Consider the following 26,134-nt stretch of genomic DNA (forward strand, 5'->3'; position numbering starts at 1 on the left):
CTCAGTTGCTATTGCCAATCTACAACTATCATCATCTGGAAATGATTTTATGAAGGCTAAAATATTCTCACCCCTAAAAATATTGTTCATATATTCGATTTTGATACTAATATACGTGTTTATTAAGTAAGTAACTCGATTTAATTATATAGCAATCTTTAGATAGTCGTTACGCTCTATAAACTCTCTACGTGGGGCAACTTCATCGCCCGTAAGCATAGAGAAAATATTTTTTTTCATCAGTTATCGTCAGCACATTTATGTTAAAATGAGTTAAAGCCAAAAGAAGATGTAGAAATTTAAAAATTATCGAATTACATTGCGAAAATGAAACTTAACAACTTTTATATCACGACCTTACTTGTTTTTATTTTTTGCTTTCAATCGGTTGCCCAAGAAAAAATAAATGGTGGCTTCGAAAAAACAGATAGCGTTGGCAATGCAATTGGTTGGGATTTTACCCTCAATAATCGAAATACTTATCTAATAGGCTTAGATAGTGTTACAAAAAGAACCGGCAAGTATTCTTTATGTATTGACGCTGGAAATAAACCTATTTATGCCAATGTAGTAAAATGTAATATTGCCGATAAATTAAACGGAGACATACTTTCTTTAGTCGGAACCATTAAAACAGAAAACGTAAAAGATGGATTTGCGGGATTATGGATTAGGGTTGACAACGGGAGAGACCAATTGGCACTTGAAACCATGGAAAACCAAAATTTGAACGGAACACATGATTGGAAAGAGTATGCGGTTCAAATCCCTTATGATAAAACAAATGCAACTAGCATAAAATTTGGCACGCTGCTTACGGGAAAAGGTAAAGCATGGTTCGATGATTTAAAACTTTACGTTGATGGAGTTCCTATAGATCAAGTAAAGCCAACGCCAATTGAATTGATAGCAGATACTTTGTTTGATCAATCCTCTAAAATTGACACCATATTAAATACTTCCAGAAACATAAATTATTTAGCTATTACCGGAAAGCTGTGGAGTTTCTTAAAATACTATCATCCTGCTGTAACTGCCGGAAATTTTAATTGGGATCAAAAATTGTTTGAATTAATTCCTAGCATATTAAAATTAGAGAATGACGAATCTTATAAAGTGCTGATTGAAAACTGGGTAAAGTCTTTGGGTAATGTTCAGTATTCTTCGAAACCTAATAAAGATAAAGGGGAGTTTTTCTTGGAGGCTGATTACGGAGACTTATTTACCACCGAATTATTTCCAAAAAACTTAAAGGAAAGACTTAAGTTCATCTCTAAAAACACCTCAAATAAAAGAAGTCACTATGTGAGCCTTACACCTAATGTTGGAAATCCGCATTTCGATAATGAAAAGTTATACGCGAAAAAATCTTATCCTGATGCGGGAATTCGTTTATTGGCGCTTTATCGATATTGGGCAATAATTAACTATTTTTCCCCCAATCGTAATTTGATTGATACAGATTGGAATAAGGTGTTGGAAGCATTTATTCCGGAAATTATTGGCGCAAAAGACAAGTACGAATATCATAAAACGCTTGCAAAGCTAATAAGCCTTACCAAAGATGGACATGCATTTTTAGTTAGCGATGTGCTTCAAGATTATGTTGGTAAATATATTCTTCCATTAAACGCAAGGTATATTGAGGATAAATTGGTGGTCAGTGGGTTTTACAAACACGATGTGAAATTAGAGAATCAATTTAAAAAAGGTGACATAATTGAACGTATTAACGGAGCATTAGTTACTGATCTGATTAAAAAATATTTGCCTCTAACATCGGCCTCTAACTTTTCATCTGCCATGCGAGATATGCCAGAAGTTTATTTTCTTAGATCACAAAAGGAAACGTACAAGTTGGACATCATTAGAAACAATATACCTTTGACCATTTTTGCAGAAGGATGCGAAAACAAAAGTTTGAGATACAGTAGATTTTTTGGTAAGCCAGAAGACAAGGCCTTTTATCTGTTGAATAAAGATATTGGATATGTACTCGGCAGCAAATTTAAGAGAACGAGTTTAGATAGCATTGTCAAGGAATTTACGTCGACAAAGGGAATTATTTTAGATATGAGGGGTTATCCCACAGAGGACATTGCTGGAACGATAGGGCGCTATCTCGTCCAGAATAAAGCAACTCCATTTGTAAAAACTACCCAAACATCGACCACAGTACCTGGGAGATTTATAGTTGACGAAGAAATAAAAACCCAGGAATCTCTCAAATATCATTATTTCGGTAAGGTTGTGGTTCTAGTTAATGAGCTTACTCAAAGTAATGCGGAGTTTGTTACAATGGCGCTCCAAACTTCGCCAAACGTAATGGTAATAGGCAGTACCACCGCTGGTGCAGATGGAAATATTTCGGATATTTTCCTTCCGGGAGGTTTTAAAACGGAAATTTCTGGTATTGGAATACTTTATCCAGACGGAACTAACGCCCAGCAAAAGGGCGTAAAGTTAGATGAGTTTGTTAAGCCGACTATTAACGGTATCAAGAATGGAATTGATGAGGTATTGGAAAGAGCAAAGGAAATTATTCTACAACGATGGCGCTAAGTTGTTATTTTACGTTCATAGGTAATTTTTGAAAATGGTTGGTGACTGAATGAAATAATTAGGGTAATCTGAAAATTTTAACCCATTATTATTCTTTATTTATCGGTGCGCTTGGCAGCATGAGCAGAAAGGGTATAGATTTCTGAAAATCTAGTTTTTGGTAAAACATCCCCTTTCTTGCAAGATTGTTATAATACTCATTTAATTTTGGTAATAGTATTTTTCTGACTGGATAAACCATGTGCTGCCTCCAAGTTTCTCGGCTAAAAACCATTTTTCAAACAGTCTTCCAATTCTACCGTTGCCATCGCTAAATGGCTACAAAAACCAAATGGAGATTACTTGTGTTTCACATAGCTGTGCAATTCCATTTGCTAACCCTCAATTTTAGAATAAGACATTACAGAAATAGAGGTGTAAAAAGTAAAACTTTGCGGTTCTAACACCATTTGTTTAACCTTTCCAAGCGATTTCTCCATATCAAAATCAAGAAACGATTTTCAGGTATCAAACCATTAATCTGTTATTAACTCTTTCATTTTTACTAATTAAAAACAAACCCAAAAAAGCCCCATTTTTCAATGAGGCTTTTAAGTACTATTTATTTGCTCCAATTACGCATCAATCTTTGCATAAATAGCATTACGTTCTATAAACTCTCTACGTGGTGCAACTTCATCGCCCATTAACATAGAAAAAGTATGATCGCACTCTGCGGCGTTTTCTATGGTTGCTTGCAATAAAGTACGCGTTGCAGGATTTAAGGTCGTATCCCAAAGTTGTTCTGCGTTCATTTCTCCCAAACCTTTATACCGCTGAATGTGCACACTTTCTTCTTTACCTGCGCCCTTTAATCTTTGTACCGCAGCATCACGTTCCTTGTCATTCCAGCAATATTCGAAATCCTTACCTTTTTTTACTTGGTACAATGGCGGAGACGCAATATACACGTATCCAGCTTCTATTAGCGCACGCATGTAGCGATAGAAAAATGTTAAAATAAGCGTGGTAATGTGCGAACCATCAATATCCGCATCCGTCATGATTACGATTTTATGATAGCGTAGTTTTGCAATGTTCAAGCCTTTGGCATCCTCGTCTGTACCTATGCTTACACCTAAAGCTGTGAACATATTCTTTATCTCGTCATTTTCATAAATTTTATGCTCCATGGCTTTTTCCACATTCAGGATTTTACCCTTCAAAGGTAAAATGGCTTGAATGTTTCTATCTCGTCCTTGTTTAGCTGTTCCACCAATAACAACTTTTCCGTAAACAAAATTTAGTTGTAATATGCTTTGTTGGTTAACTGACAATGTGTATCCGTCTGCCTCAATGCCAATAAAATTATTCTGCAGAGTCACATCTACTGAATAGTCTTTTATCTGCCCACCTTCGCCAATATTAAATCCAATGTTATAGTAAAAACCTGAGATGACATTTCCTTTTCCTGTTGCTCCAATCTTAACATTTGAAGAATTTTTAACCGAGATGCCCCTCCAGGAAAACCTCTTTTCAATTTGGTTATAGCCCAATGAGTTTTGAATGTAGAAGCCATAAATTTCAACATCCTTCACTTTGTCCAGTGCAAATCCATAAATCGTTTTTTGGAAACAAAATTGGGTCAATATTTTGATTTTTGCTGAACTTATCCCAAAATGTACACCCGGTTGAGTACTCGCATCAATAATTAAATTTGATGAAATATCAGGCAGCTGCGTAAGTAAATCAATTGTACGTCCATTTTCAGTTAAATCAGGTATATCAAAGTGAATAACGTCTTGTTCTACAATTCCATTAGCCGACGCGAAAATCAGCGCTTCTCTCAAGGTTCCGGGACCAGAATCTTTGTTGCTGGTTACCGTAAACAGCGCGGCATAGCTGGTAAGGAATACAAATTGTAGGGCGAGGGCGAAGATTAACTTATTGATAGTAGTTAGTTGAATAGAGCGTATTAATTAGAATTCAAATATAGAAAAATATTGTAAAAAATTGTCGCCTAGTAGCATGTAATTCCCTCTCCTCGGTTCTTGTCCTCACGAACCGAGGAGGGCGAATTGCTTTGCCTGAACAATAACAGGAATTAAGTTCACAACGATTTATCCAATCTGAATGACAGTAACCAAAAAGGCAACTAACTGTTAACAGTTAGTTGCCTTTCTAAATTGTGGAGCCGAAGGGAGTCGAACCCTTGTCCAGTTGTGAGATAAACTAAATCCTCTACATGCTTATTTTTCAATTTATTTTCGAGTAAGTACCGGGCTGAAAACCGACCTTGGTAAAAACCTTAGCTGCTTTTTCTCATTTTGCACCACAGCTTTGCAAAACCAGCACTGTTATTTCGATGCCCCAGTTTCTAACCTAACGATGCAGCAGTTAGAGGGACAAAAGCAATCTAATTCTAAATTAGGCTGCTAAGGCGTAGTTATTCTCGCCAATTATTGTTGTGAACGTTCTCTTTTAAGTGCTCTCCGTACAACGCACTGCATGCTAACGTAATTTTCGCCACCCTGTCAAATCCAAGAACGGCCCCAGTTAGGTAATGGGTACCAGGTGATAGGTATTAGGTTTTGGCATAACACCTCTAAACCATAACCGCTAACCGCTAACCATCAACTGCAAATATACAAATTCCCATCCAACTTACACCGTTTTTCCAGGATACTGATTCAATGCAATTTCCAAACAATCCATTGCCTCGTTTAACTCATTAATGTTTAGTACATAAGCCATACGCACTTCGTTTTTACCAGATCCGGCACTAGAGTAAAATCCTGTGGCCGGAGCCATCATCACTGTTTTTCCATCATGTGCAAAATCTTCTAACATCCATTTGCAAAATTTATCGGCATCATCTATCGGCAGTTTTGCCACCACATAAAAAGCACCACCCGGGTTGGGACAGTATACGCCTTCCATATCATTCAAACGCTTTACCAAGGTATCTCTCCTCAGCGTATATTCTTTGTTTACCTGCTCAAAATACGCATCTGGAGTATCAACGGCCGCTGCGCCCGCAATTTGCTCTACCATCCCTGGACTTAATCTGGCCTGCGCAAACTTTAATCCAGCAGCAATTACTTCTTTGTTTTTAGTGATAAGACAACCTAAACGTGCCCCGCAAGCGCTATACCTCTTAGAAACGGTATCCATGATGACGACATTTTGATCTAAACCCTCCAAATGCATTGGCGATATAAAAGTTCTGCCATCATAGCAAAATTCTCGGTAAGCTTCGTCTGAAAAAAGAAAGAGATCGTATTTCAAACAAAGTTGTTTCAACGCGTTCAACTCTTCCTCAGAGTATAAGTAGCCTGTCGGATTATTTGGGTTACAAATAATTATAGCTTTGGTTTTATCGGTAATCAACTTTTCGAATTCGGCAATAGGAGGCAAGGCAAAACTATTCTCTATGTAAGATAAAATTGGTTTTACCACCACATTGCTTATACACGCAAATCCATTGTAGTTGGCGTAAAAAGGTTCTGGAATGATAATTTCGTCTCCCTCGTTTACACAGCTTTGCATGGCGATGGTAATCGCTTCAGAGCCGCCAACAGTTACCAGAATGTCTTCTGGGGTAATGTTGTAGCCTAACTTGTTATAATATTCTGTGAGTTTTTTTCGATAAGTTAGCGTTCCTTCTGATGGTGTATAAGCCCAAACGTCGAAATCTATATTTTTAACGGCATCCAGCATTCCCTTAGGTGTGGCAATATCTGGCTGGCCAATGTTTAAATGATAAACTTGCACACCTTTATCTTTAGCCTTGTCGGCGTAAGGTGTTAATTTTCTGATGGGCGACGCAGGCATCTGCACTCCTTTTTCTGAAATTTTTGGCATACGGCAAAAATAAAAAAAAGTCCCGACGTAAATCGAGACTTTAAATACTGTTAGTTAAATTTATTACTTTGTATCTTCTTTGGTTAATTCTTTTACTGTTTCTCCCTTAATGTACAAAACCTTTACGGGCGTACTAGAATTTGAAGAAATGGTAATTGTTTTAGAGAAAGAAGAAGGAGCACCGGCAGCACTGTAAGTTACCGAAATAACACCTGTTTCTCCTTGTTTAATGGGCGTGCTAGTATATTTTGGCACTGTGCAACCACAACTCGCCTCTGCCTTGGTTATAATAAGCGGTTGTTCGCCAACATTCTCGTATTTAAAATCGTAGGTAACAGGCTTATTTGCCAAGATTTTCCCAAAATTATGCGTTTCTGAGTCGAATTTAAACTTAGGCGCTTTATTGTCTGTTTGTGCTTGTGCAGCGATAGAAAAACTTACAAAAAGCGTCAAGGCTACTATAATCTTTTTCATTTTTTTGTGTGTTATTGGTTTATAATATTGACTAAAACAAATTTAGTTTTAATATACTTGAAACAAAAACTATTCCAAGTTTATTTTCGTTTCTATACACTATTTTTACCTTGAGGGATAAAACCAAAACGTTAAAATTGATTATATTTGCCATAATCACAGCCAAATCTACATGCAAAAAGCAAACTCGAAAAATACGCTAGCGCCAACTCCAGAACTTAGCTTCCACGATTTTAGAAGCATCGTGTTAGCGGATTATAAGATTGCATTTGAGAGTAGGCAGGCTAGTATTTTGGGTAGGAGAGAGGTGCTTACGGGAAAAGCAAAATTTGGTATTTTCGGCGACGGGAAAGAGGTGCCACAGTTAGCTATGGCCAAGGCTTTTAAGGCGGGCGATTGGCGCTCTGGATATTATAGAGATCAAACATTTGCATTTGCAACCGGTATTTCTACCATAAAGCAGTTTTTTGCACAACTGTATGCAGATCAAACAGACAATGCAGATCCGTTTTCTGGAGGCAGACAAATGAACGCCCACTTTGCAACTAAATCTGTAAACAAAGATGGCTCTTGGAACGATTTAACTAAGATTAAAAATTGTTCTTCTGATATTTCTCCAACTGGTGGTCAAATGGCTCGACTTGTGGGTTTGGCTTATGCATCTAAACTTTATAGAAATAACAAAGATTTTTCAGGAGAAAATAAGTTTTCTGTTAACGGGAACGAGGTGGCTTTTGGCACCATCGGAAATGCAAGCACCTCTGAAGGTGTTTTTTTCGAAGCCATAAATGCTGCTGGAGTTTTACAGATTCCAATGGCTATTTCCATTTGGGATGATAATTACGGAATTTCTGTTCCTGCAAAATATCAAACCACAAAAGAAGATATTTCCGAAGTATTGAAAGGTTTTCAGCGAGATAAAGAAAATTCTGGATATGAAATATTTAAGGTAAAGGGTTGGGATTATCCGGCACTTTGCGAAGTATACGAAGAAGCCATAGCGATATGTAGAGACGAGCATGTGCCTGTAATGATACACGTTACAGAATTAACGCAGCCGCAAGGGCACTCTACATCTGGCTCGCACGAAAGGTATAAAACTAAAAAAAGACTGGCTTGGGAAAAAGAACACGACTGCATTTTAAAGATGCGAGAGTGGATGATCAGCTCGGCCATTACAACAGAAGAAGAATTAATCGCTTTAGAGGAAACCGCAAAAACCTTTGTCCGAAGCCAACAAAGAGAAGCTTGGAACGAGTTTTTAGCAGCCATAAAGCCCGAACAGGAAGAGGCTGAAGAATTAATTTCTGCCGTGGCTGAGCATACACCTGCTATTGGTTCTATTGCAAAACAGCTAGGCTCCTTAACAGATGCACAACGCAGGGAAATTTATCAGTTGGTTAGGAAAGCGATCCATTTGTCGGTAAATGATAATTCTCCTGCACGTGCGAATCTATTGGCTTGGTATCAAGAAAGATCAGCATACATTACCGAGCGATATTCCAACAAGCTGCATACCCGAGGAAAAGAAAGCCCCGAGAATTTAAAGGTTATTCCTGCCATTTACAACAATCAATCAAAAATGATCGATGGCCGCGAGGTGTTAAATGCCTGCTTCGACGCAAATTTTAGTCGTGATAAGCGATTGGTTGCCTTTGGCGAAGATTTGGGGCAAATAGGAGATGTAAATCAAGGTTTTGCGGGTTTGCAAGAGAAATTTGGCGAACTTAGAATTACAGACACGGGCATTAGAGAAATGACGATTGTTGGTCAAGGCATTGGGTTGGCACTACGTGGTTTGCGGCCGATAGCAGAAATTCAATATTTAGATTATGTAATTTTTACCTTAAATGTGTTGAGTGATGACCTTGCAACACTTTCATACAGAACAAATGGCGTGCAAAAGGCGCCTGTTATTATAAGAACCCGAGGACACCGACTAGAAGGTATTTGGCATTCAGGCTCACCGATGAGCATGTTATTAGGGTCATTAAGAGGCTTGCATCTTTGTGTACCGAGAAACATGACGCAGGCCTCGGGCATGTACAACACCTTGTTTAGAACAGATGAGCCAGCTTTGGTTATTGAATGCCTGAACGGTTACAGGTTGAAAGAAAAACTTCCTGCTAATGTTGGCGAGTTTACCGTGCCTTTAGGCTTGGCGGAAGTATTAGAAGAGGGAACCGACCTAACCATCGTATCCTACGGTGCTTGTTTACGTTTGGCGCAAGAGGCCGCAGAAGAGCTGGCCGGTTTTGATATTTCTGTCGAAATTGTTGATCTTCAAACCCTGCTTCCATTTGATAAAACACATGTGTGTGCCACTTCTTTGGCAAAAACGAACAAATTGTTAATTTTAGATGAAGATGTACCGGGTGGAGCTTCTGCCTATATTTTGCAGCATATTTTAGAAAAGCAAGAGGGCTACTATTCTTTAGATGTGCAACCGAGAACATTAACAGCAAAAGCACATCGGCCACCGTTTGGGTCAGACGGCGATTATTTCTCTAAACCTTCTGTAGAAGATATTTTTGAGACGGTGTACGATATGATGCATCGCTTTAAACCAAGCAAGTTTCCTAAGTTGTTTTAGGTTTTTGTAAAGACTGAGATTGAACTCAAGACTAAGGTTGAGGTTGAGACTAAGGCGAATAGCTATAATTGAGCTACTAATGGAAAAATTTCTTAGTGAGAGATTTCTACAGAAAGCGTGAAAATTAGTGCGAGATTGAATTCTTTGTAATTTATGTACTAACAATAAGCAAATGGGAGAGGTACGCCAAGAGATAAATAATGCAGTGATGGCGCTTCACTATTCCGAAGTAGAAATTAAAAAGCTGGATTCTAAAGAAGGTAAACGGGTTTTTGAAGAACTTCTAAATCATTTTGTGAAATCGGGCGACAGGCGCTGGTGGTGGGAAGATTTTGACCAAGATTCATTTGATTTTGTTGATTACGAAAAACCATTTAATCATTTAGTTGACATTATACCAACTTTGACTGAGAATGTTTGGCTAATGGTCGAGGACGACCAAGAAGACTATTATCCCATTTATGACTGTAAGGCGTCCATCATCGGAAATATTATAAGTGAGTGTTTTGGCTTTGAATACTATGTTATTGACAAAAGCAAAGAATGGTTGATTTGTGAGAATCATCATAAGAGATTAATTGGGATTGGAGAAAAATTGAAAGAGAGGAATGTTGAAAGAATAAAACGAAACACGAAAGCACAACATTAAAATAGTGGCACGAAACTGAACAAAGTTAAGTCCGCCGATAAATTAAATATAAACTTTGCTTTTATTACAGATACTTTAAAAAAAGCAGATGAATTTGCTTAGTTTTAGATTCGACTTATAAAAGCTATTCAGACATTCAAGTTGGAACTTACGAAGAGTTATTTGAGATAGTTGGTGTTACCAATCAAATCAAAATGAGCCTGAAGGACATAAATCAGTGGAACAAAAAAATATGGGACTTCGGATATCAATATGACTGCAAATTAGATGGCTGGTATGTTTTCCCTTAGCTCAAATAACAAATATCATTAATAGTTTTGACTAGTCTTCTACCTGCAACAACAGGTTTAAGAAATTGCGGGCGGAATGTTTCTATTTTCTTCACTTCTTTTCACTAAATTTAGTGCTGGCTGACTAGGATTTTGTACGTAATAATTCAAATTGTTAACCTAGTAGTTTCCTGTAACTCTATAACCAAGTACGGATCAAAAATTTTCTAACTATAAAAAAAACCAGATTAATGGAGAACCCAGCGGGCGAAAAAGCATTAACTCCGACATTAAAACCACGAAATGCTTTCATAGCTTTTTTTCTGTCGCTTATATTGCCTGGACTTGGACAAGTTTATAATGGACAACCAAAAAAAGCAATTTTATTTTTCGGGCTGTTAATGCTTATTCCGTTGTTATTCGGTTTGACAAATAACGTAACATTTTTTTACGGACTTGTAACACTGGTTTTAGTGGAAGTTTTTTTTAGAATCTTTGTTATAGTTGACGCGGTGAGAAATGCGAAATGCCAAAATCAATACAACCTGAAAACTTACAACACTTGGTTTTACCACTTTTTTATTGCTATTGTAATGGTTGCTGCTTTGTGGATGTTTAATACGCTTTCTATTTTAGGTGCTCAAACTTTTGAAATGTCATCCGAGTCAAATGATCCAACATTACAAGTTGGAGATAGGGTTGTAGCAGACACGAAAATCTATAAAAGTAAAGACATAGCTTATGGAGACCTTGTTGTGTTCAACGCACCAAAAGGAGAAAAGTGGATTTTCAGAGTTGCAGGATTACCGAACGATACATTAGAACTTAATGAAAACATTCTGACAATTAACGGAAAACAAAGCAAGGCAATATTTATTAGGGAAACTACAAGCAATGGTTTCCCTATATCTGAATTTATCGAGAAATTTCCTAATGGTCATCAGCACCATATTTTTAAATTTAAAAAGCCTTATGATTCAACTAAAACAACAATTAAGAACATCGTTGTTCCGGCAGGACGCTATTATTTGTTGGCAGACAATCGTGATAATGCGGCCGATAGCAGATATATTGGTAGTATAAAACGAAATGATATTTTAGGACAAATAATGTATAGCTATTGGGGTAAGACGACTGATAGAATAAATATTGATTTCCGTGGCAAGTAGTAACAACTTTAATTTATCTCTTTTGCCCCGTTTTTGTAACTTAGTAAATAAGTATCTTTCGCCTCAAATCGGTGCAACAATCCTATTAAACCTTAAGCAAAAAATACCCCAACCATTATGAAAATTCTTCTCCTTTCTATATTACTCTTGCCGACCTTCGCTTTTTCACAAAACGAAGTGCTTAAACCGCTTACAGAAAATACACCTACAAGTTTAAGGGGTCTTTCTGTGGTGAATGATAGCGTTGCTTGGGTGAGCGGAAGCAATGGTTTTGTAGGGAAAACTATAAACGGAGGTGCTTCTTGGACTTGGATTAAGGCAAAAGGCTACGAAAAAGTAGATTTTAGAGATATAGAAGCTTTTAGCAAAACGGATGCAGTTATTGTAAGTGCAGGTTCGCCAGCCTATATTTTAACCACCAATAACGGTGGCAAAACCTGGAGCGAAAATTATAAAAATACCGATACCGCCATTTTTTTAGATGGTATGGGATTTTGGACAAAAGCTAGGGGCATTGCTTTCGGCGACCCGATAGCGCATAAAATGCAATTGCTCACCACAGAGAATGGAGGTAAGACTTGGCAAAACAGTTCGAGTTATTTAACCAAAAATTTGGCAGATGGCGAAGCTGGTTTTGCTGCTAGCGGAACCAGCATTAAAACATTAGACGATGGAATTGCATTTGTGGCAACCGGCGGAACGGTTTCTAATATTTATCGAACAGATGACTATGGCAAAACCTGGAAGGTTTTTAAATGCCCAATTTTACAGGGTAAAAGTACCACCGGGCCGTTTTCTATTGATTTTTATGATAAAAATACGGGTGTGGCTGTTGGTGGAAATTACGTAAAAGATCAAGACAGCACAAAAGCGGCCATGCTTACTTACAATGGCGGTAAAACGTGGTCAGCACCTGCATCTTCTGTAAAAGGGTATCGGTCTGGCGTGGCCTACCTAAGCAAAGAGATTTTAATTGCCACGGGGACTTCTGGTACCGACATGTCTGTTGATGGTGGAAAGAACTGGAGAAATATTTCTGAGAAAAGTTTTAACGTAGTACAAAAAGCAAAAAATGGCGAATTAATTTTATTGGCTGGTGAAAAAGGAAAAATCTATCAGTTGGTTTTGGGGTCTAAAACGGAATAAATTGTTGTCGCTTTCTTTCTAAAGAATCATCAAATGTTTGCTTTAATTTTTGTTCCATTAATAAGCTGGTCGGCGGCTTGCCATTGGTCTAGATTGTGGATGGTTTCTGATGCAATTTCTTGCAAGGCTTCTTGTGTAAGAAAACCTTGATGCGGAGTAATAAGCACATTCGGCTGAGCGAGCAAGCGAGTCAAAAGCGCATCTTTCACTTTATCTTTATGATGATCTTCGAAAAACAATCCTTTCTCATATTCAAAAACGTCTGCTCCATAATAACCCAACGTATGGTTTTCAAGAGCATGTAACAAAGCATTTGTATCTATCAGCGCTCCACGAGCTGTATTTATGAGCATTGCCGTACTTTTCATCAAGCTCAAACTTTTGGTATTGATCATATGTTTTGTCTTTTCTGTTAAAGGGGCATGTAGCGAAATGATATCTGCTTCGCGATATAATTCTGTTAAACTTACCTTATTAATATCTTCAGGAAAATGCTTTTGGAAAGGATCGTATGCAATAAGTTTGCAACCAAAACCCTTTAATATAGTTGCCAATGCTAGCGCAATATTTCCTAGTCCAACCAGGCCAACAACTTTACCTTTAAGTGTAAAACCCAATAAGCCATCTAACCTAAAATCGAAGTTTTTTGCATGTGCGGCTGCGTGCAGTAAATTTCTATTTAAAGCTAAAATTAAGCCCACGGCATGCTCGGCAATACTTTCTGGGGAGTAGGCCGGAATATTTGCCACTTTAATTTTGGCCGCTTCAGCCGCAACTTTATCAATATGATCTGTGCCTACAGAACGCGTGGCGATATAACGAACAGAATAACGCTTTAATTTTTCGATAACAGATGCAGAGACATCGTCGTTTGTAAATACAACAACAGCATCTTTACCTTCTGCAAAACTTGCAGTATCTAGGCTCAATGGATTGGATATTAATGTAATGTCATGTTTTTTACCGTTGGCTTTTGCCAAGTATTCTTTTTCAAAAAGTTGTGTGCTGTAAACTATCGCTTTCATAAAAATTTTAACGCTATAAGTTTGTTGTCCAAATTAAATACCAAAAGTAGGTAGTGGGTTCGTTTATTCTAATACCTGCGGTCATTAAGAAAAGTGATTCATATCAGTTTCGCAAGCTGGAGTTATAGTGGCTATTTTTAGAAAAGGTTTGGCAGAAGTTCTTTTGTAAAGCCAGTCCCGTGCTTCGCTAAAGCCGCAAGCCCGCAAAAAAGCGGGCTGCGGGCTATCGCTACGCCCGGGTTTAGGTTACTTGGGTTTACTGCAATAAAAGAAAATTAAAACTTGCAGAGATTTTTAAAATGCTTGATAGACAGCATAATATTTCCGTTGCCTCGAAACGAACACCCATACTTTATGCAGAAAGCAAAATAAAGAAATCTTAATTTCTGCGTGCCTTGTTAATGTAGTGCTTCGCGAAAACAATTACAGAGCATACCAAAAAAGCTACTAGTAAATCGTAGAATAAATTTATGGGAATAAACGAAATGGTAAGTCCGCTACCAGATTCTCCTATCATTGAATTTTTTTGAGTAAACGAAAACGGATAGCCGAGTTCTGTAAATTGAAAGTGAGTCCAAAATAAGGGCAACAGCGATAACGCTGCGAAACAGGCGATAAATAACGTAAAGAACTTCATAATGAATAAGCTTCTGGTAAGCAATGTTTTTCGCAGTAAAGTTATCGTTTTTGCCGCCCGATTATAAATAATTTTTTAGAACAACTATTTTGGATTTTTATGTGGAATTCTTTTGGCGTCCCTAACGTTTTGAAATGTTTAAAACATGGTTTCTACGGAAGGGAGCAGTTATTTTATTCAAGGAATACCCCCGAAGCTCTACTTTTGGGGTCAGAGCGGAAAGTTTGAAAACAAAGTGTTTCCATAAGGCTAAAAATAGACTCTCCGCCACCAATGCGCCGGTAGATCTGCTTCGGCGTCATTTATTTAGATTTATTTGCAAAATCTAGAACTGCTGCTATTCATCAGCAATTTACCTCTTATGAAGCTTTCAATACATGTGTTAAACAGGTGCGGAGAATCCCTCATTGAGCAATTCGACTCCTAAAAATGTTTGGACGAATTATCCCTTTTTTGGGGTCTACTTAGACAATACCCTGCGGCGACAAGAGGAACGTAAAATTGGCCCTCAAGACTGGCGGACAAAAACTTCTGACCCACTAAAAATCCATGGTATTTGGGTCTGAATTTAAATATGCTGAACAGCTACAAAAAAGAACGCAGCCCTTATCTAGAAAGTATCGGTATGAATAAGACCTCCGATAATTCGATTTATAGATAGATAACCTTCAAAAACTCAAATTTGACCATTCATTTTCTTCTCCAGAAGTTGCTAGTTAGATTAATTATCAAATATTATAGACGATGCTTAATGGTTTTATTAGAAAAATGTCATCTTTTTTTTTAATTTTATCGCACGGTAAAACTATAATTAAATCTCAACTAGAGATTATATAAAAACTATGGCAAAAGAATCATTTAATTGGAAAGGTCTTTTCGTTAACGAAGAGCTTACAGATAAAAAAAACGAAGCTCCGGTGCCTGTTGTTAAAGATTTAGAGAATAAATTCCCAGACCAACAGCAAGAGTATTTTACAGAGCCATCTTTAGTAAATCCTTTCCTTACCGACGTTATCGCTGTTTATGAAAAAGGATTTGAATCGCTTAATGCACAGGGATTTGATTTTTTTGAACTATACAAATCTGTAATGGCGGTTGGTGTAACAAACCCCCAGAGCTACAAAATGGCTTTTACAATGGGCAAAACAATAAGCCCAAACATAACTAAAGAGGCCATATTAGAAAAAGCAAAGTATTACATTTCTGAAATAGAGAAAGTACATGCCAATTTTGATGCTAGTGGGAAATCAAAAAAATCAACTTTAGATGCTAACTTATCGGGCCAAAAGAAAGAGCTTTCTAAGTCGGTAGCAGATTTAGAAGTTAAAATGCAGCAGCTTCAAAAAGAATTAGCAGATAAAAAGGACCAGTTAGCTCAGGTTGACGAAGGAACAAGAGAGCAGTATTCTGAAATTCAATTAAAAATAGAAGCTAATAATACGGCGAAAACTAAAATTCTAGAATCTATAAACACAGTTGTAACTGGGGTAAATCAATATTTATAATGGACAAATACGATCAAGAAAAAAGTACGCTGCTATCGCTTCCAATTTTAAAACACTTTGATGAGTCTAAAGGAGAGATAGCCTTAAAAGCAGGAGCTTTAAAAAAAGGTGAAAAAGGATTGTATTGGGCATTAGCGCTCGGTCTTTTAGGAGCGGGTGGATACCTGCTTTGGACGTACATTATACCGCCGCTTTTTACCATGCTGGGCCAAGCCATTGCTATTTCTGCAACAGGTGTATTTTTGGTTTTTTTGGTAATGATGCTTCCGGTTATTATGAAAGCGCTGCGTTTTGCCACCAGAAATATTCATAAGGCATTAATTCAGAGCAATCCATTTAATGAACTGAATGAACAAAAAGAGAAGATGATTAAAAACCGGGAGGTTTTTAAAAACACTAAAGCAAAATTAAAAGGCCTAAAAAATGAAATGGAAATTGAGGCTAATAAGTCGGAGAAGGAAGCCAAGGTTTTCGAGGAAGATGTTTTAAGCCTTAGAAGACAAGCGGAAAAATTAAAATCGGCGATGGATGAAATGGTTCGGCAAGGTGGTGTTGCGGCGAAAGATACAGACGATTATGTAACCTTGCAAAGTCAATTGGCTAGGAAACTTAGCGATTCGCAAAGAATATCTACACAGTATGAGCAGAGTAAAAACTTTATTCAAAAATATGGCGTAAGAGCTAATATTTTAGGCAAGATGGATAGGAAACTTACACTAGCTGGAACTGCTATCGATATAAAAATCGATGATTTCGATGTGACCATAAAAATGCTTCAGAAAGAGTATGAATTTGCTAAAAATGCAAAAGAAGCTACAGAAAGTGCAAAAAGTGCCATGATGTTTACCAAGGATTGGGAGTTGGAATATGCGCTTGAAGTAGTAACCTCAACTATTGCGCTAGATATAGCAAAAACATCAGAAAATTTGATTGATATTGATGCATTAACCTCTAAGTACTCTGTAGACAATGATGAATTATATTCTAGATTAGATTCATTAGCAGATAAGATTAAAACTGGCGAAAGCGTAATACCAGATTCAACAAAATATAGCAATCCAAACTATAAACTCACAAAAGAAGAAAAATTAAATAATGGAGGATTTGGAGAAATTTTCTAAACACATATATTAAGTACAAAAATTTTTTAACGCAAACATATTAACATGGGAAAAATATTAAGAACACAAAAGTTAACGACTTTTTCAGAACTACTAATCGTTGTAGGTGTAATTGCAGCTATTCTAGCAGGAATATATTATATATCGCCCGGGATAAGAACATCTGTTTCTAAGCAGTTGGCAGGCATGGATGTAAGCAGCACTGATGTAAATAACGTTACCAATGCAGCAAAAGTTCCACTGCCTTCTAAAACGGTCTCTAGCGTTGTAAGTGATAAACCACTTGTAAGAATTGGCGGATATGCGTGGAACTCTCAATCGGGAATAATAGTGGCCAATGGTGGCCCGATGACTACTAAAGGCTCTTTAATGGAAAAAAACGGAGTGCATTTAGAAATTATTCGCCAAGATTGGTTATCGGAATTGCGCAACATGCAAATGAAGTTTATAGAAGAGTTTGATAAAGGGGAAGCTTTTCCGAGTTCTGATAAAAGCATATTTGCAGTAATGATAATGGGTGATGGTGCGCCGTTTTACATTAGCTCTGTGCAAAAATCTTTAGACGAGAAATACGGGAAAGACAAATACCATTTACAGGTAATGGGTGCAATAGGAATAAGTAACGGTGAAGATAAATTAATTGGCCCACCGAGCTGGAAATCTGATCCAAAATCTATGAAAGGCGCTGTAATTTCTGCGGTATTAGGAGATGGGGATTGGGTTACGACTGTTAACTATTGTTTTGCAAACGGTTTAAAAGTAAATCCAGACCCTACAACTTACGATGCTGATGCAGTAAATATCTATCCGTCAGAAAATGACGATTACATCAAATCTGCAGAAGAGCTTATTAAATCTCAGACAGCCGGTTTTACAGTTTCTTTAAAAGAAGTGATAAATGGGAAGTTGACAGGTAAGTCTGTAAGTAGAAAAATAGATGGTTGCGCAACTTGGACTCCCGGAGATAAGTTGGTATTCGATAAATTATCTGGTTTTACGGATATTGTTTCTACCAAAGAATTTAATAATCAAATGCCTACCGCAATTATTGGTGTTAAGGAATGGGCTGCTAAGAATCCAGAAATTGTATCTAATATTTTAAAATCTGCGTTACAGGCATCTAACCAAATGAAAAATTATGAAGACTGGAAGGTTAGAGCATCAGGAGCGGTAGCAGATACCTATAAAATAGAAACTCCAGATTATTGGTATAAAATGTTTAAGGGACAAACTGAAACCAAAGATGGTTTGACCTATCACGTAGGTGGTTCTAAAGTATTTAATTACGCAGATGCAATGCAGTATTTTGGTTTGTCTGATGGTGTAAATAGATACAAATCTGTTTACAATCAAGTTTCTGGCTACTTAAAAGACTTAAACCCTTTTGGCTTTAATGAAAATGTCGGTGCGGTAGTTCCGTATGATCAAGCTGTTAATCTGTTCTACTTGAAGAATATTAATGATATTGAGTCTTCATCTGCAGATAAGGCAGATTATTCTAATGAGGCAACACAAGTTATCGCATCTGCAGAGTGGAAAATCAATTTTAACACCGGTAGTGCAGAAATTTCTAACTCTTCTAGTAGAGAGGTAGAAAAAATCTATAATTTATTGGTTCAAGCAGAAAATACTAAACTAACTGTTGTGGGTCATACAGATAATGCCGGTAATGCAAATAGCAATCTGGCACTTTCTAAAAGTAGGGCACAAGCTGTGGTAGATTATTTAAAAAACAAAGGTATTCCGGCTAACCGTTTCCAATTGATTGATGGTAAGGGACAAAGCGAACCTGTTGCTACAAATGCCACAGCAGCGGGTCGAGCGTTAAACAGACGAGTGGTTATTTCTCTACTAAAATAAATCTAAAGGCTATCTGACCGATAGCCTTTTTTAATATTATGATAAAAATTTTAACTCCTTTTGAGAGGATTTCAGAAACCAATAAAACCATAATCCTACTTTCGTGGATTGTATTTATAGTTGCGATTTGGTTTATTGGCACATCTGGAACTAAACATTTGTTTCCGTCGCCAGCACAAGTACTAGATGGTTTTCAAGCACTTTATCGTGAGGGTTTGGTAGTTCATATACTCAACTCCCTAATTTTGTGCTTCATCTCCATTTCCTCGGCAATTATTATTTCTATGCTTTTAGCATATTCTTGGCCAATTCCGTTGCTTAAACCTTTATCGGTTACCATAACCAAATTTCGGTTTCTACCTTTTACTGGTCTATCATTTTATGTGGCGATGCTGATTAAGGATGCAAGAAATATGCAGATATGGATTTTGATTATCTTCTTAACTACTTTTCTAACCACCTCTCTTATCTCTGTAATTAGAGACATACCAGAGGAAGAATTTGACCATGCGAAAACCCTTAAATGTAGCAGATGGGAAGTGTTGTGGCAGGTTATCGTACTCGGTAGGATAGATTATGTTATTGATGTAATTAGGCAAAACCTTGCGATTGCTTGGATGATGCTGGTAACAGTAGAATCTATCGTGGTGGCATCTGGAGGATTGGGATTTTTAATAAAAAATTCTGATAAGTTTATGAATTATGGCCGTATTATCGCGCTACAAATAATTATTTTATTTATTGGGCTTGCATTAGATGCCGGAATAAATTTTTTAAGAAAGGCCCTGTTTAGATACTCAAAAATTTAAGGCATGAAACATCATTACAAAGAAACCCTTTTATACGTTGAGAATCTTAGCGTAGCTTATGATGACCATATCATTATTAAGGATATTACACTAACAGAAAAGGATGTGGTGCGCGAAGGTTTTGAAAACACAGGGCAAGTGGTTGCTTTTGTTGGCCGATCAGGTAGAGGGAAATCTACGTTCTTTAAGGCAATTACGGGTTTGGTAACTGCAAAAACCGGTAAAATTCTTATTAAAGATTTTGATTCACCTGATGCAAACGTTGCAAAGGTGGTTAAGGAAGGAAACATCGGGTTCGTAGATCAGAAATACACGTTGTTTAGGCACAAAACGGTTCGTGAAACTTTAAAATTTGCGCTCAGAAAAACAGAGCTTTCAGAAGTAGAGAAGCAAGCTAAAATAGCAGACTATATTACCAAATGGGGTTTAGACAATTGTGGTGATAAATATCCAAATGAACTTTCTGGTGGACAAAGACAAAGAACAGCCATTATAGAACAGCTCTTTTCGTCAGACCAGTTTATTGTAATGGATGAGCCATTCTCTGGATTAGATGTAGGGAATATTGAAGAGGTAAAGAAGTCTTTCGACTTATTGAGTAGCACATCAGAATTTAATACGGTTATTTTTTCAACTCATGATATAGAGTTGGCCATCGAACTCGCTCAAACCATTTATGTAATTGGATATCCAACAATAGATGGAGTTCTTCAAAACTATGGTACAATTGTGGCCAAGTATGATTTAAGAGATTTGGGTGTTGCTTGGCAAACCTATGGCGCGGAACAGATTAAGTTATCTAAAGAAATTATCCATCAAATGATGATTTCTTAAAATTAGAAAAGTTGAAAAAACAAGACCCGATTTCATTCATAGAAAACTCGTTCGTATCTATAAAAGATTACTTAACACCTGTAGAAACTACGGCTGATAAAATGGTCATTACTGCTGAGTTTATTCATGTTCTTGAGCAAGAAACCAAAAACATGTTGTCACTCTGCGCCATATTAAATCGAGATGATGATTTTGTTCGCAGTATAAATGCCGAGCTGAACACTAATAGCGCCAATAGTTTGCTTTTAAAAGCGGAACATTTTTTTATTTCTGATCTAATAACTGCTTATCAGAAAAACGAGAATAAAGAAACTGCATTATCGAGGTTTGTTTTAGCGTATTATTATGATGCACTTAGAAACAATCAATTTGCAGATGCAAAGGGCATTGTTGCTTTAAATAACTTAATTTCTAGCGAAGAGTTTTTCGCTCATTTAAATAAAATTAAAAAGGAAAATATTTACTCGTCGATAAACAATAGCAAAAGCCACTATTTTACTTTGTCTACTTTGGTGAACAAAGAGGATAAAAGACTTAGCATTGCTTCAAATCATATTCAAACATTTTTAAAGTTTGCCTTTAACTTAGATTTTTCAGACGCAATAGCATTGGATCGTTTTTTAGAGTTTGATCCAAAAAAAGTCGAGAATAAAAATCGTAGTGTGCTCCCAGATAACGATACCTTAGAAAAGGTAATGAAGGAACTTAACGAACTCATTGGCTTGGAGAACGTAAAAAAAGATATAGCCGAGCTTATAAACTTATTAGAAGTACAGAAGAAAAGAAGTAAGAAGGGGTTAAAGAATATCGAAATATCTTTACATACCGTTTTTTTAGGACCTCCAGGAACTGGAAAAACCACCGTTGCTAGGTTATTGAGCAGAATTTTTAAACATTTGGGATTTCTCTCCAAAGGCCAACTTTGCGAAACCGATAGGGAAGGCCTCATAGCCGGATATGTTGGTCAGACCGCCGCAAAAGTGGATAAAATAATAGCCCAAAGTATTGGCGGTGTGTTGTTTATTGATGAGGCTTATGCGCTTACACAAAATTCTTTTGGGAATGATTATGGCGCAGAAGCGGTAAGCATATTGCTTAAAAGAATGGAGGATCAAAGAGACGATTTGGCGGTTGTTGTTGCTGGCTATACTGAACCAATGAAAATTTTTATAGAATCCAATCCAGGATTAAATTCGAGGTTCAATCGCTATTTTTCTTTTAAGCATTTCAGCCCAGATGAATTATTTCAAATTTTCGAAAAGTTTTGTAAAGATTCTGATTTTATCATTTCCCAAACTGCGCAAGAAAAACTTGTAGACACTTTTGAAATGCTATATGCAAAAAGAGATGAAGGCTTTGGCAATGCGAGGGTTGTTAGAAACCTCTTTGAAAAATGTGTTCAAAACCAAGCAAATAGGATAATCAAATTAAAGAGAATTACTCCCGAGGTTTTAAAAGCACTCACCGAAGAAGATGTGCCAGAACCTAAAGAAACCGAAGAAAGAGTTTATTTTTCTAGAGAGGAAGAAAAATAAATTAGCAATCAGAACTTTCTAAATTGGGATGGATTTTGCAATCATCGCCATACTCATGCGCAAATTTGCCTTATTGAAAGAGTGGGCTTATGCAGATATGTTTTTTACGATGACAGGTGTCTCTATTTCCCGTATTGCTGTTAATGATGCTGCATTCCATATTATTGTGCCACTAATGATTGCAAGTTTAGCAATTGTTTCTTGGTATTTACGACCTGCAAATGGAAGACTAATTTCTTTAAATTAAAAAGCTAACAACATGAATCCGACAGTAAATTGGTTTTTCGAGAAATCGACAAAATGGCAAGATGCCTACCAAGAGTTAAGAGCTATTGTGCTTTCCTGCAATTTGGCAGAAGAATTAAAATGGGGTTGTCCTTGTTATACTTATAACAAAAATAATGCGGTTTTAATTCACGGCTTTAAAGATTATTGTGCTTTGTTATTTATGAAAGGTGCAATTATGAATGACCCAAAAAATATTTTGGTGCAACAAACAGAAAATGTACAATCGGCAAGACAGATTAGATTTACCAACCTTGATGAAATTATAGAACAAAGGGCGGTTATAAAATCCTACATAGAAAATGCCATCGAAGTGGAGAAGTCAGGAGCTAAAATTGAAATGAAAAAAACGACTGAATATAAAATTCCAGAAGAATTTCAGACAGCTTTAGATGAAATAAGTGGATTAACAACAGCGTTCAAAAAATTAACACCTGGTAGGCAAAGAGGCTATTTACTATATTTCTCATCAGCCAAGCAATCAAAAACAAGGAACGAAAGAATAGAAAAGTACCTGCAAAAAATACTTGAGGGCAAAGGGTTAGACGATTAGAGGTGACGTTCTTTACAGAAATATTTTTTGTTAAATTTGAGCTGGCGCTCTTTATTAAGATTAGCGGTAATGTCAGGCACTGTAATCTTATTTTTACACGAAAATATGATTGCGAGTTTAAAGATAAAGTCTAGCTAATAGCAGATTGATTTAACGCAGTATTTATTTACCCAAAACATTAACAGTACATGGAAAAAGATAATTTAACCCAAAATAACAAGGAAATAGTAAAACTGTTTTTAGAGACGGTGCGCTCTGGTAGAGTTCTCGAGAATGTTAGCTATTATCTATCAGACGTAGTAGTTGCGCATCAAATGAATTCGGAGAACCAAAGTGAAGTAAAAAGAACACCCCAAGATTATAAGGAGCATGTGCAAGAATTTTTGGAAATGTTTGGTAAGTTTTCCTTTGAAATTACAGCGCTTATTGCAGAAGAAGACAAAGTATACGCACGCTGGATCCAGAAGGGGAAACATCTTGCTGTAATTGAGGGTTTTAAACCAACCGGAGCAGAATTAACAGAGATAGCAAGTGCAGTTTATAGATTAGAAAACTCCAAAATTGTAGAGTATTGGATTCAAATCGACAGACTCGGTTTTGAGAAGCAATTACAAAGAAATAGTTAACTTTAAGAAAAGCATTGCTGACCAAGCACTACGATAAGCTGGAGCTTTGCAATTAACTATGTAGTGGTTCTAGTTAAAAGTACTAATCTCCATCTCCCTCATTTTTAGGGTAATCGAAAAGCGCGAGTTCTCCAGTGCCCATGCTAACCATCTTCCAATTATCGAAAGGGAAGGTAATCACCACGATGCCCGCAGTTGGCAGGTTGTAAATATCTGCGTTGGTTAATTGGTTGGCAAAATCTGTAAAACCTGGGTTATGACCGAACAGAATCACTTTCTGAAATTGATTGTCTAGTTTATTTACTACTAGCAACAAATTACTTGTTCCAGCTTCATAAATAGAAGGTTCGTAAGTAATATCGCCATATTTAAAAACTTTTGCGAAACGTTTTGCAGTAGATTTTGCCCTTTTAGCTGGGCTGCTTACCATTAAATCGAAGTTGAACCCTTGCTTTAAAAGTCGCGCTGCCATCTCTGAGGCATTTTTTTTACCTCTACTGTTTAGAGGTCTATCGAAATCTGCCAAATCTACATTTCCCCAATCAGATTTTCCATGTCGAACCATAAGGAGTTGCTTCATATCGCTTAAGAATTGATATAATTAACAACCAAATCAGACGGAATGTTTTCCATACACTTAAAATGCCCCAATGGACACTTTTCGAGCCCAAATTTAGAACAAGGTCTACAAGGTAAATCGACGCCAACCATATATGAATTTGAAATATGATAAGGTTGTACACCTAGCAATTCTGGCGTTGTGCCTCCCCAAATAGAAACTAAAGGTTTATTAAATGCGCCAGAAATATGTGTTAATCCTGTATCAAAACCTATTACTTTAAGAGATTTTGATAAGATAAAAATAGATTTATCTAGGTTAATTGTACCGCACAAATTTACAATTTTCTCGCCAATGGCATCTTTAATTAAATCCCCATTTACTTTTACGTCACTTCCGCCAATTAAAACAATCGGTTGCAGAATTCCTTTACAAATTTCGATTATTTTATGATTTGGTAGTCGTTTTGTATTGTGTGTTGCACCAATAATAAAGGCCACAAATCCCGATTGATGAGACAGAGGCAAGTATTGATCTAGTTGGTACGATTCTGCAAAAAAATAATCTACAGGTTTCCCATCATTTACAACCCCAATAGGTTTAACAGCCTCTAAGTATCTATCTACAAGGTGTTTGTTAGGGATTAGTTTAGTCCACTTAAATTTTAATGCCAACCACTTTTTTATTCTTTCTTTTTTATAGGTTAACGCCGGAATTTGGAGCGCAAACTTGATTATTGAAGTGCGTAGGTTGTTATGAAGATCTACAATAAGGTCAAAATCCTCGGCCTTTATAGCTTTTATAGTATCCCTAAGTTTTGGCTCTAATAGATGAAGTTTGGTTAAGTATGGATTATTTTGGTATATGTACTTAAATGCTGATTTGGTTAGAAAATGAATTTCAGCATCAGGAAATCTATTCTTTAAACAGCGTACAACTGGTGTTGTGTAAATGATATCGCCAATGGAGCTGAATCTGATAACAAGTATTTTTGATGGTTCTTTCAAAATAATAGGAATTGTTTACAGCTTTTTAATTTTTTCTATGATCTTGGTAGAAGAATAGCCAGGTAAAAAATCTAGTACTTTCACTTCGCCACCTCGTTTTATGGTTTCAGCAGCGCCAACAATATTTTCTATAGTATAATCACCCCCTTTAACAAGTACGTCTGGCTTAACAAGTTCAATGAGCTCAAATGGTGTTTCTTCATTAAATAATACAACTGCATCTATAAAAAACATTGCAGCCAAAAGCTGCAATCGACTAAATTCATTGTTAATAGGCCTTTCTTCTCCTTTTATTTTTTTAACAGAAGAATCGTTATTTAAACCCACAACTAGTACATCGCCTAAAGTTGCAGCTTCATGTAAATAAGCCACATGACCGGGGTGGATAAGGTCAAAACAGCCATTGGTAAAAACAATCTTTTTGCCTTCTTTTTTCCAGATTTTTACTTGGTCAAGTAAACTTTCTTTTGAGAAAACCTTCAGCGCTATGGATGCTTTTTTATCTGTCATGTTTTTAATATAACTCGTCTACCGCCTTACAAAAAATATGGCCAATAACGATGTGCATTTCTTGAATTCTGGCCGTAACATCATCTGGTACTACAATATTAATGTCGCACAGGTCGTTCATTTGTCCACCATCTTTTCCCGATAGGCCAATTGTTTTGCATCCTATAGCTTTAGCGCTTATTAACGCTTTTAAAATGTTAGTGCTATTTCCGCTGGTAGAAATTCCTATAAATAAGTCAGAGGGATGTGCCAATGCCTCTACTTGTCTTTCAAAAACCCTATCGTAACCGTAATCATTGCTAATTGCAGTTAATGCAGATGTATCTACGGTTAACGCAATAGCAGGTAAGGCTTTACGTTCTTTTACATATCTACCGGTTAGTTCTGCAGCTATATGTTGTGCATCAGCAGCACTTCCTCCATTACCAGCCAATAAAATTTTACCGCCAGCCATTAAGGTTTCGGTTATCATAACACAAGCATCTTCTATAACAGGAACAAGTGTTGCAATAACCTTATTTATTGTTTCTTTATGATGATTTAATTCTTCTAATACCATATTG

Annotated in this window: 22 protein-coding genes, 1 other RNA gene and 1 pseudogene; 14 read left to right on the plus strand and 10 right to left on the minus strand. The window is 36.7% G+C overall.

The annotated features are described in order from the left end of the window. Positions 1–327 precede the first annotated feature (327 nt). Complete coding sequence (locus ABIB40_RS09670; RefSeq protein WP_354358444.1) at positions 328–2,562, plus strand: S41 family peptidase; 2,235 nt, start codon at positions 328–330, stop codon at positions 2,560–2,562. 614 nt (positions 2,563–3,176) lie between these two features. Here the strand turns inward: ABIB40_RS09670 and ABIB40_RS09675 are convergent. From ABIB40_RS09675 to ABIB40_RS09690, 4 genes and pseudogenes are all read right to left on the minus strand, one after another. Beyond that, positions 3,177–3,818: pseudogene (locus ABIB40_RS09675) on the minus strand (toprim domain-containing protein); the annotation flags it as partial. 909 nt (positions 3,819–4,727) lie between these two features. Beyond that, positions 4,728–5,095: a transfer-messenger RNA gene (ssrA, locus tag ABIB40_RS09680) on the minus strand. Positions 5,096–5,205: 110 nt separating this feature from the next. Beyond that, complete coding sequence (locus ABIB40_RS09685; RefSeq protein ID WP_354358446.1) at positions 5,206–6,405, minus strand: pyridoxal phosphate-dependent aminotransferase; 1,200 nt, start codon at positions 6,403–6,405, stop codon at positions 5,206–5,208. 63 nt (positions 6,406–6,468) lie between these two features. Continuing rightward, positions 6,469–6,879 carry a DUF1573 domain-containing protein gene (locus ABIB40_RS09690; RefSeq protein ID WP_354358448.1) on the minus strand — a complete coding sequence of 137 codons (411 nt, stop codon included), beginning with the start codon at positions 6,877–6,879 and terminating at the stop codon, positions 6,469–6,471. 172 nt (positions 6,880–7,051) lie between these two features. On the opposite strand from ABIB40_RS09690, the gene ABIB40_RS09695 reads away from it, so the two are divergent. From ABIB40_RS09695 to ABIB40_RS09710, 4 genes are all read left to right on the plus strand, one after another. Next, on the plus strand, positions 7,052–9,472 hold the full coding sequence (locus tag ABIB40_RS09695) for an alpha-ketoacid dehydrogenase subunit alpha/beta (protein ID WP_354358450.1): 2,421 nt from the start codon (positions 7,052–7,054) through the stop codon (positions 9,470–9,472). A gap of 172 nt (positions 9,473–9,644) precedes the next feature. Continuing rightward, entirely contained in the window at positions 9,645–10,121 is a 477-nt protein-coding gene (locus ABIB40_RS09700; RefSeq protein ID WP_354358452.1) for a DUF6756 family protein, read from the plus strand. Between the two features lie 520 nt (positions 10,122–10,641). Then, positions 10,642–11,559, plus strand: a complete 918-nt coding sequence (gene lepB / locus ABIB40_RS09705) for a signal peptidase I (protein ID WP_354358454.1) — start codon at positions 10,642–10,644, stop codon at positions 11,557–11,559. Between the two features lie 117 nt (positions 11,560–11,676). Further along, positions 11,677–12,705, plus strand: coding sequence for a WD40/YVTN/BNR-like repeat-containing protein (locus tag ABIB40_RS09710; RefSeq protein WP_354358456.1), 1,029 nt, complete (start codon positions 11,677–11,679; stop codon positions 12,703–12,705). Positions 12,706–12,734: 29 nt separating this feature from the next. Here ABIB40_RS09710 and ABIB40_RS09715 read toward each other — a convergent pair whose 3' ends face one another. Continuing rightward, positions 12,735–13,730: a 2-hydroxyacid dehydrogenase gene (locus tag ABIB40_RS09715; RefSeq protein ID WP_354358457.1), complete on the minus strand. Its 996-nt coding sequence runs from the start codon at positions 13,728–13,730 to the stop codon at positions 12,735–12,737. Between the two features lie 379 nt (positions 13,731–14,109). Beyond that, positions 14,110–14,367 (minus strand): hypothetical protein, encoded by a 258-nt coding sequence (locus ABIB40_RS09720; RefSeq protein WP_354358459.1) that lies wholly within the window; start codon positions 14,365–14,367, stop codon positions 14,110–14,112. An 842-nt stretch (positions 14,368–15,209) separates the two neighbouring features. Between ABIB40_RS09720 and ABIB40_RS09725 the strand changes: the two genes are divergently transcribed. The 9 genes from ABIB40_RS09725 to ABIB40_RS09765 all read left to right on the plus strand — a co-directional run bounded on the left by ABIB40_RS09725 (position 15,210) and on the right by ABIB40_RS09765 (position 23,495). Continuing rightward, complete coding sequence (locus tag ABIB40_RS09725) at positions 15,210–15,872, plus strand: hypothetical protein (protein WP_354358461.1); 663 nt, start codon at positions 15,210–15,212, stop codon at positions 15,870–15,872. Then, a complete protein-coding gene (locus tag ABIB40_RS09730) occupies positions 15,872–16,993 on the plus strand; it encodes a hypothetical protein (RefSeq protein WP_354358463.1) in 1,122 nt (373 codons plus the stop codon). The genes ABIB40_RS09725 and ABIB40_RS09730 overlap by 1 nt, the downstream gene beginning before the upstream one ends. Positions 16,994–17,038: 45 nt before the next feature. Continuing rightward, positions 17,039–18,853 (plus strand): OmpA family protein, encoded by a 1,815-nt coding sequence (locus ABIB40_RS09735; RefSeq protein ID WP_354358465.1) that lies wholly within the window; start codon positions 17,039–17,041, stop codon positions 18,851–18,853. A 38-nt stretch (positions 18,854–18,891) separates the two neighbouring features. Beyond that, the gene (locus ABIB40_RS09740; RefSeq protein WP_354358467.1) at positions 18,892–19,662 is read left to right on the plus strand and encodes an ABC transporter permease; all 771 of its coding nucleotides are present in this window, start codon (positions 18,892–18,894) and stop codon (positions 19,660–19,662) included. A 3-nt stretch (positions 19,663–19,665) separates the two neighbouring features. Continuing rightward, positions 19,666–20,496, plus strand: coding sequence for an ATP-binding cassette domain-containing protein (locus ABIB40_RS09745; RefSeq protein ID WP_354358469.1), 831 nt, complete (start codon positions 19,666–19,668; stop codon positions 20,494–20,496). Between the two features lie 11 nt (positions 20,497–20,507). Next, positions 20,508–22,031, plus strand: coding sequence for an AAA family ATPase (locus ABIB40_RS09750; protein WP_354358471.1), 1,524 nt, complete (start codon positions 20,508–20,510; stop codon positions 22,029–22,031). A 28-nt stretch (positions 22,032–22,059) separates the two neighbouring features. Next, positions 22,060–22,278: a hypothetical protein gene (locus ABIB40_RS09755; RefSeq protein ID WP_354358473.1), complete on the plus strand. Its 219-nt coding sequence runs from the start codon at positions 22,060–22,062 to the stop codon at positions 22,276–22,278. A 12-nt stretch (positions 22,279–22,290) separates the two neighbouring features. After that, positions 22,291–22,869 (plus strand): YdeI/OmpD-associated family protein, encoded by a 579-nt coding sequence (locus tag ABIB40_RS09760; RefSeq protein WP_354358474.1) that lies wholly within the window; start codon positions 22,291–22,293, stop codon positions 22,867–22,869. A gap of 188 nt (positions 22,870–23,057) precedes the next feature. After that, positions 23,058–23,495 carry an ester cyclase gene (locus ABIB40_RS09765; protein WP_354358476.1) on the plus strand — a complete coding sequence of 146 codons (438 nt, stop codon included), beginning with the start codon at positions 23,058–23,060 and terminating at the stop codon, positions 23,493–23,495. A gap of 82 nt (positions 23,496–23,577) precedes the next feature. Here ABIB40_RS09765 and ABIB40_RS09770 read toward each other — a convergent pair whose 3' ends face one another. The 4 genes from ABIB40_RS09770 to gmhA are packed head-to-tail and all read right to left on the minus strand — an operon-like array spanning position 23,578 to position 26,130. Further along, entirely contained in the window at positions 23,578–24,075 is a 498-nt protein-coding gene (locus ABIB40_RS09770) for a SixA phosphatase family protein (RefSeq protein ID WP_354358478.1), read from the minus strand. A 5-nt stretch (positions 24,076–24,080) separates the two neighbouring features. After that, entirely contained in the window at positions 24,081–25,061 is a 981-nt protein-coding gene (locus ABIB40_RS09775) for a glycosyltransferase family 9 protein (protein ID WP_354358480.1), read from the minus strand. 15 nt (positions 25,062–25,076) lie between these two features. Next, positions 25,077–25,571: a D-glycero-beta-D-manno-heptose 1-phosphate adenylyltransferase gene (rfaE2, locus tag ABIB40_RS09780; RefSeq protein WP_354358482.1), complete on the minus strand. Its 495-nt coding sequence runs from the start codon at positions 25,569–25,571 to the stop codon at positions 25,077–25,079. A 4-nt stretch (positions 25,572–25,575) separates the two neighbouring features. Then, the gene (gmhA, locus tag ABIB40_RS09785) at positions 25,576–26,130 is read right to left on the minus strand and encodes a D-sedoheptulose 7-phosphate isomerase (RefSeq protein WP_354358483.1); all 555 of its coding nucleotides are present in this window, start codon (positions 26,128–26,130) and stop codon (positions 25,576–25,578) included. Positions 26,131–26,134: the final 4 nt, after the last annotated feature.

The organism is Pedobacter sp. UYP30 (genome assembly GCF_040547165.1).
GTDB lineage: Bacteria > Bacteroidota > Bacteroidia > Sphingobacteriales > Sphingobacteriaceae > Pedobacter.

What these genes read in the sequence shown, in the direction of transcription:
- ABIB40_RS09670 (WP_354358444.1), top strand. Translation starts at nt 328, where the DNA reads ATGAAACTTAACAACTTTTATATCACGACCTTACTTGTTTTTATTTTT.
- ABIB40_RS09685 (WP_354358446.1), bottom strand. Translation starts at nt 6,405, where the DNA reads ATGCCAAAAATTTCAGAAAAAGGAGTGCAGATGCCTGCGTCGCCCATC.
- ABIB40_RS09690 (WP_354358448.1), bottom strand. Translation starts at nt 6,879, where the DNA reads ATGAAAAAGATTATAGTAGCCTTGACGCTTTTTGTAAGTTTTTCTATC.
- ABIB40_RS09695 (WP_354358450.1), top strand. Translation starts at nt 7,052, where the DNA reads ATGCAAAAAGCAAACTCGAAAAATACGCTAGCGCCAACTCCAGAACTT.
- ABIB40_RS09700 (WP_354358452.1), top strand. Translation starts at nt 9,645, where the DNA reads ATGGGAGAGGTACGCCAAGAGATAAATAATGCAGTGATGGCGCTTCAC.
- lepB (WP_354358454.1), top strand. Translation starts at nt 10,642, where the DNA reads ATGGAGAACCCAGCGGGCGAAAAAGCATTAACTCCGACATTAAAACCA.
- ABIB40_RS09710 (WP_354358456.1), top strand. Translation starts at nt 11,677, where the DNA reads ATGAAAATTCTTCTCCTTTCTATATTACTCTTGCCGACCTTCGCTTTT.
- ABIB40_RS09715 (WP_354358457.1), bottom strand. Translation starts at nt 13,730, where the DNA reads ATGAAAGCGATAGTTTACAGCACACAACTTTTTGAAAAAGAATACTTG.
- ABIB40_RS09720 (WP_354358459.1), bottom strand. Translation starts at nt 14,367, where the DNA reads ATGAAGTTCTTTACGTTATTTATCGCCTGTTTCGCAGCGTTATCGCTG.
- ABIB40_RS09725 (WP_354358461.1), top strand. Translation starts at nt 15,210, where the DNA reads ATGGCAAAAGAATCATTTAATTGGAAAGGTCTTTTCGTTAACGAAGAG.
- ABIB40_RS09730 (WP_354358463.1), top strand. Translation starts at nt 15,872, where the DNA reads ATGGACAAATACGATCAAGAAAAAAGTACGCTGCTATCGCTTCCAATT.
- ABIB40_RS09735 (WP_354358465.1), top strand. Translation starts at nt 17,039, where the DNA reads ATGGGAAAAATATTAAGAACACAAAAGTTAACGACTTTTTCAGAACTA.
- ABIB40_RS09740 (WP_354358467.1), top strand. Translation starts at nt 18,892, where the DNA reads ATGATAAAAATTTTAACTCCTTTTGAGAGGATTTCAGAAACCAATAAA.
- ABIB40_RS09745 (WP_354358469.1), top strand. Translation starts at nt 19,666, where the DNA reads ATGAAACATCATTACAAAGAAACCCTTTTATACGTTGAGAATCTTAGC.
- ABIB40_RS09755 (WP_354358473.1), top strand. Translation starts at nt 22,060, where the DNA reads ATGGATTTTGCAATCATCGCCATACTCATGCGCAAATTTGCCTTATTG.
- ABIB40_RS09760 (WP_354358474.1), top strand. Translation starts at nt 22,291, where the DNA reads ATGAATCCGACAGTAAATTGGTTTTTCGAGAAATCGACAAAATGGCAA.
- ABIB40_RS09765 (WP_354358476.1), top strand. Translation starts at nt 23,058, where the DNA reads ATGGAAAAAGATAATTTAACCCAAAATAACAAGGAAATAGTAAAACTG.
- ABIB40_RS09770 (WP_354358478.1), bottom strand. Translation starts at nt 24,075, where the DNA reads ATGAAGCAACTCCTTATGGTTCGACATGGAAAATCTGATTGGGGAAAT.
- rfaE2 (WP_354358482.1), bottom strand. Translation starts at nt 25,571, where the DNA reads ATGACAGATAAAAAAGCATCCATAGCGCTGAAGGTTTTCTCAAAAGAA.
- gmhA (WP_354358483.1), bottom strand. Translation starts at nt 26,130, where the DNA reads ATGGTATTAGAAGAATTAAATCATCATAAAGAAACAATAAATAAGGTT.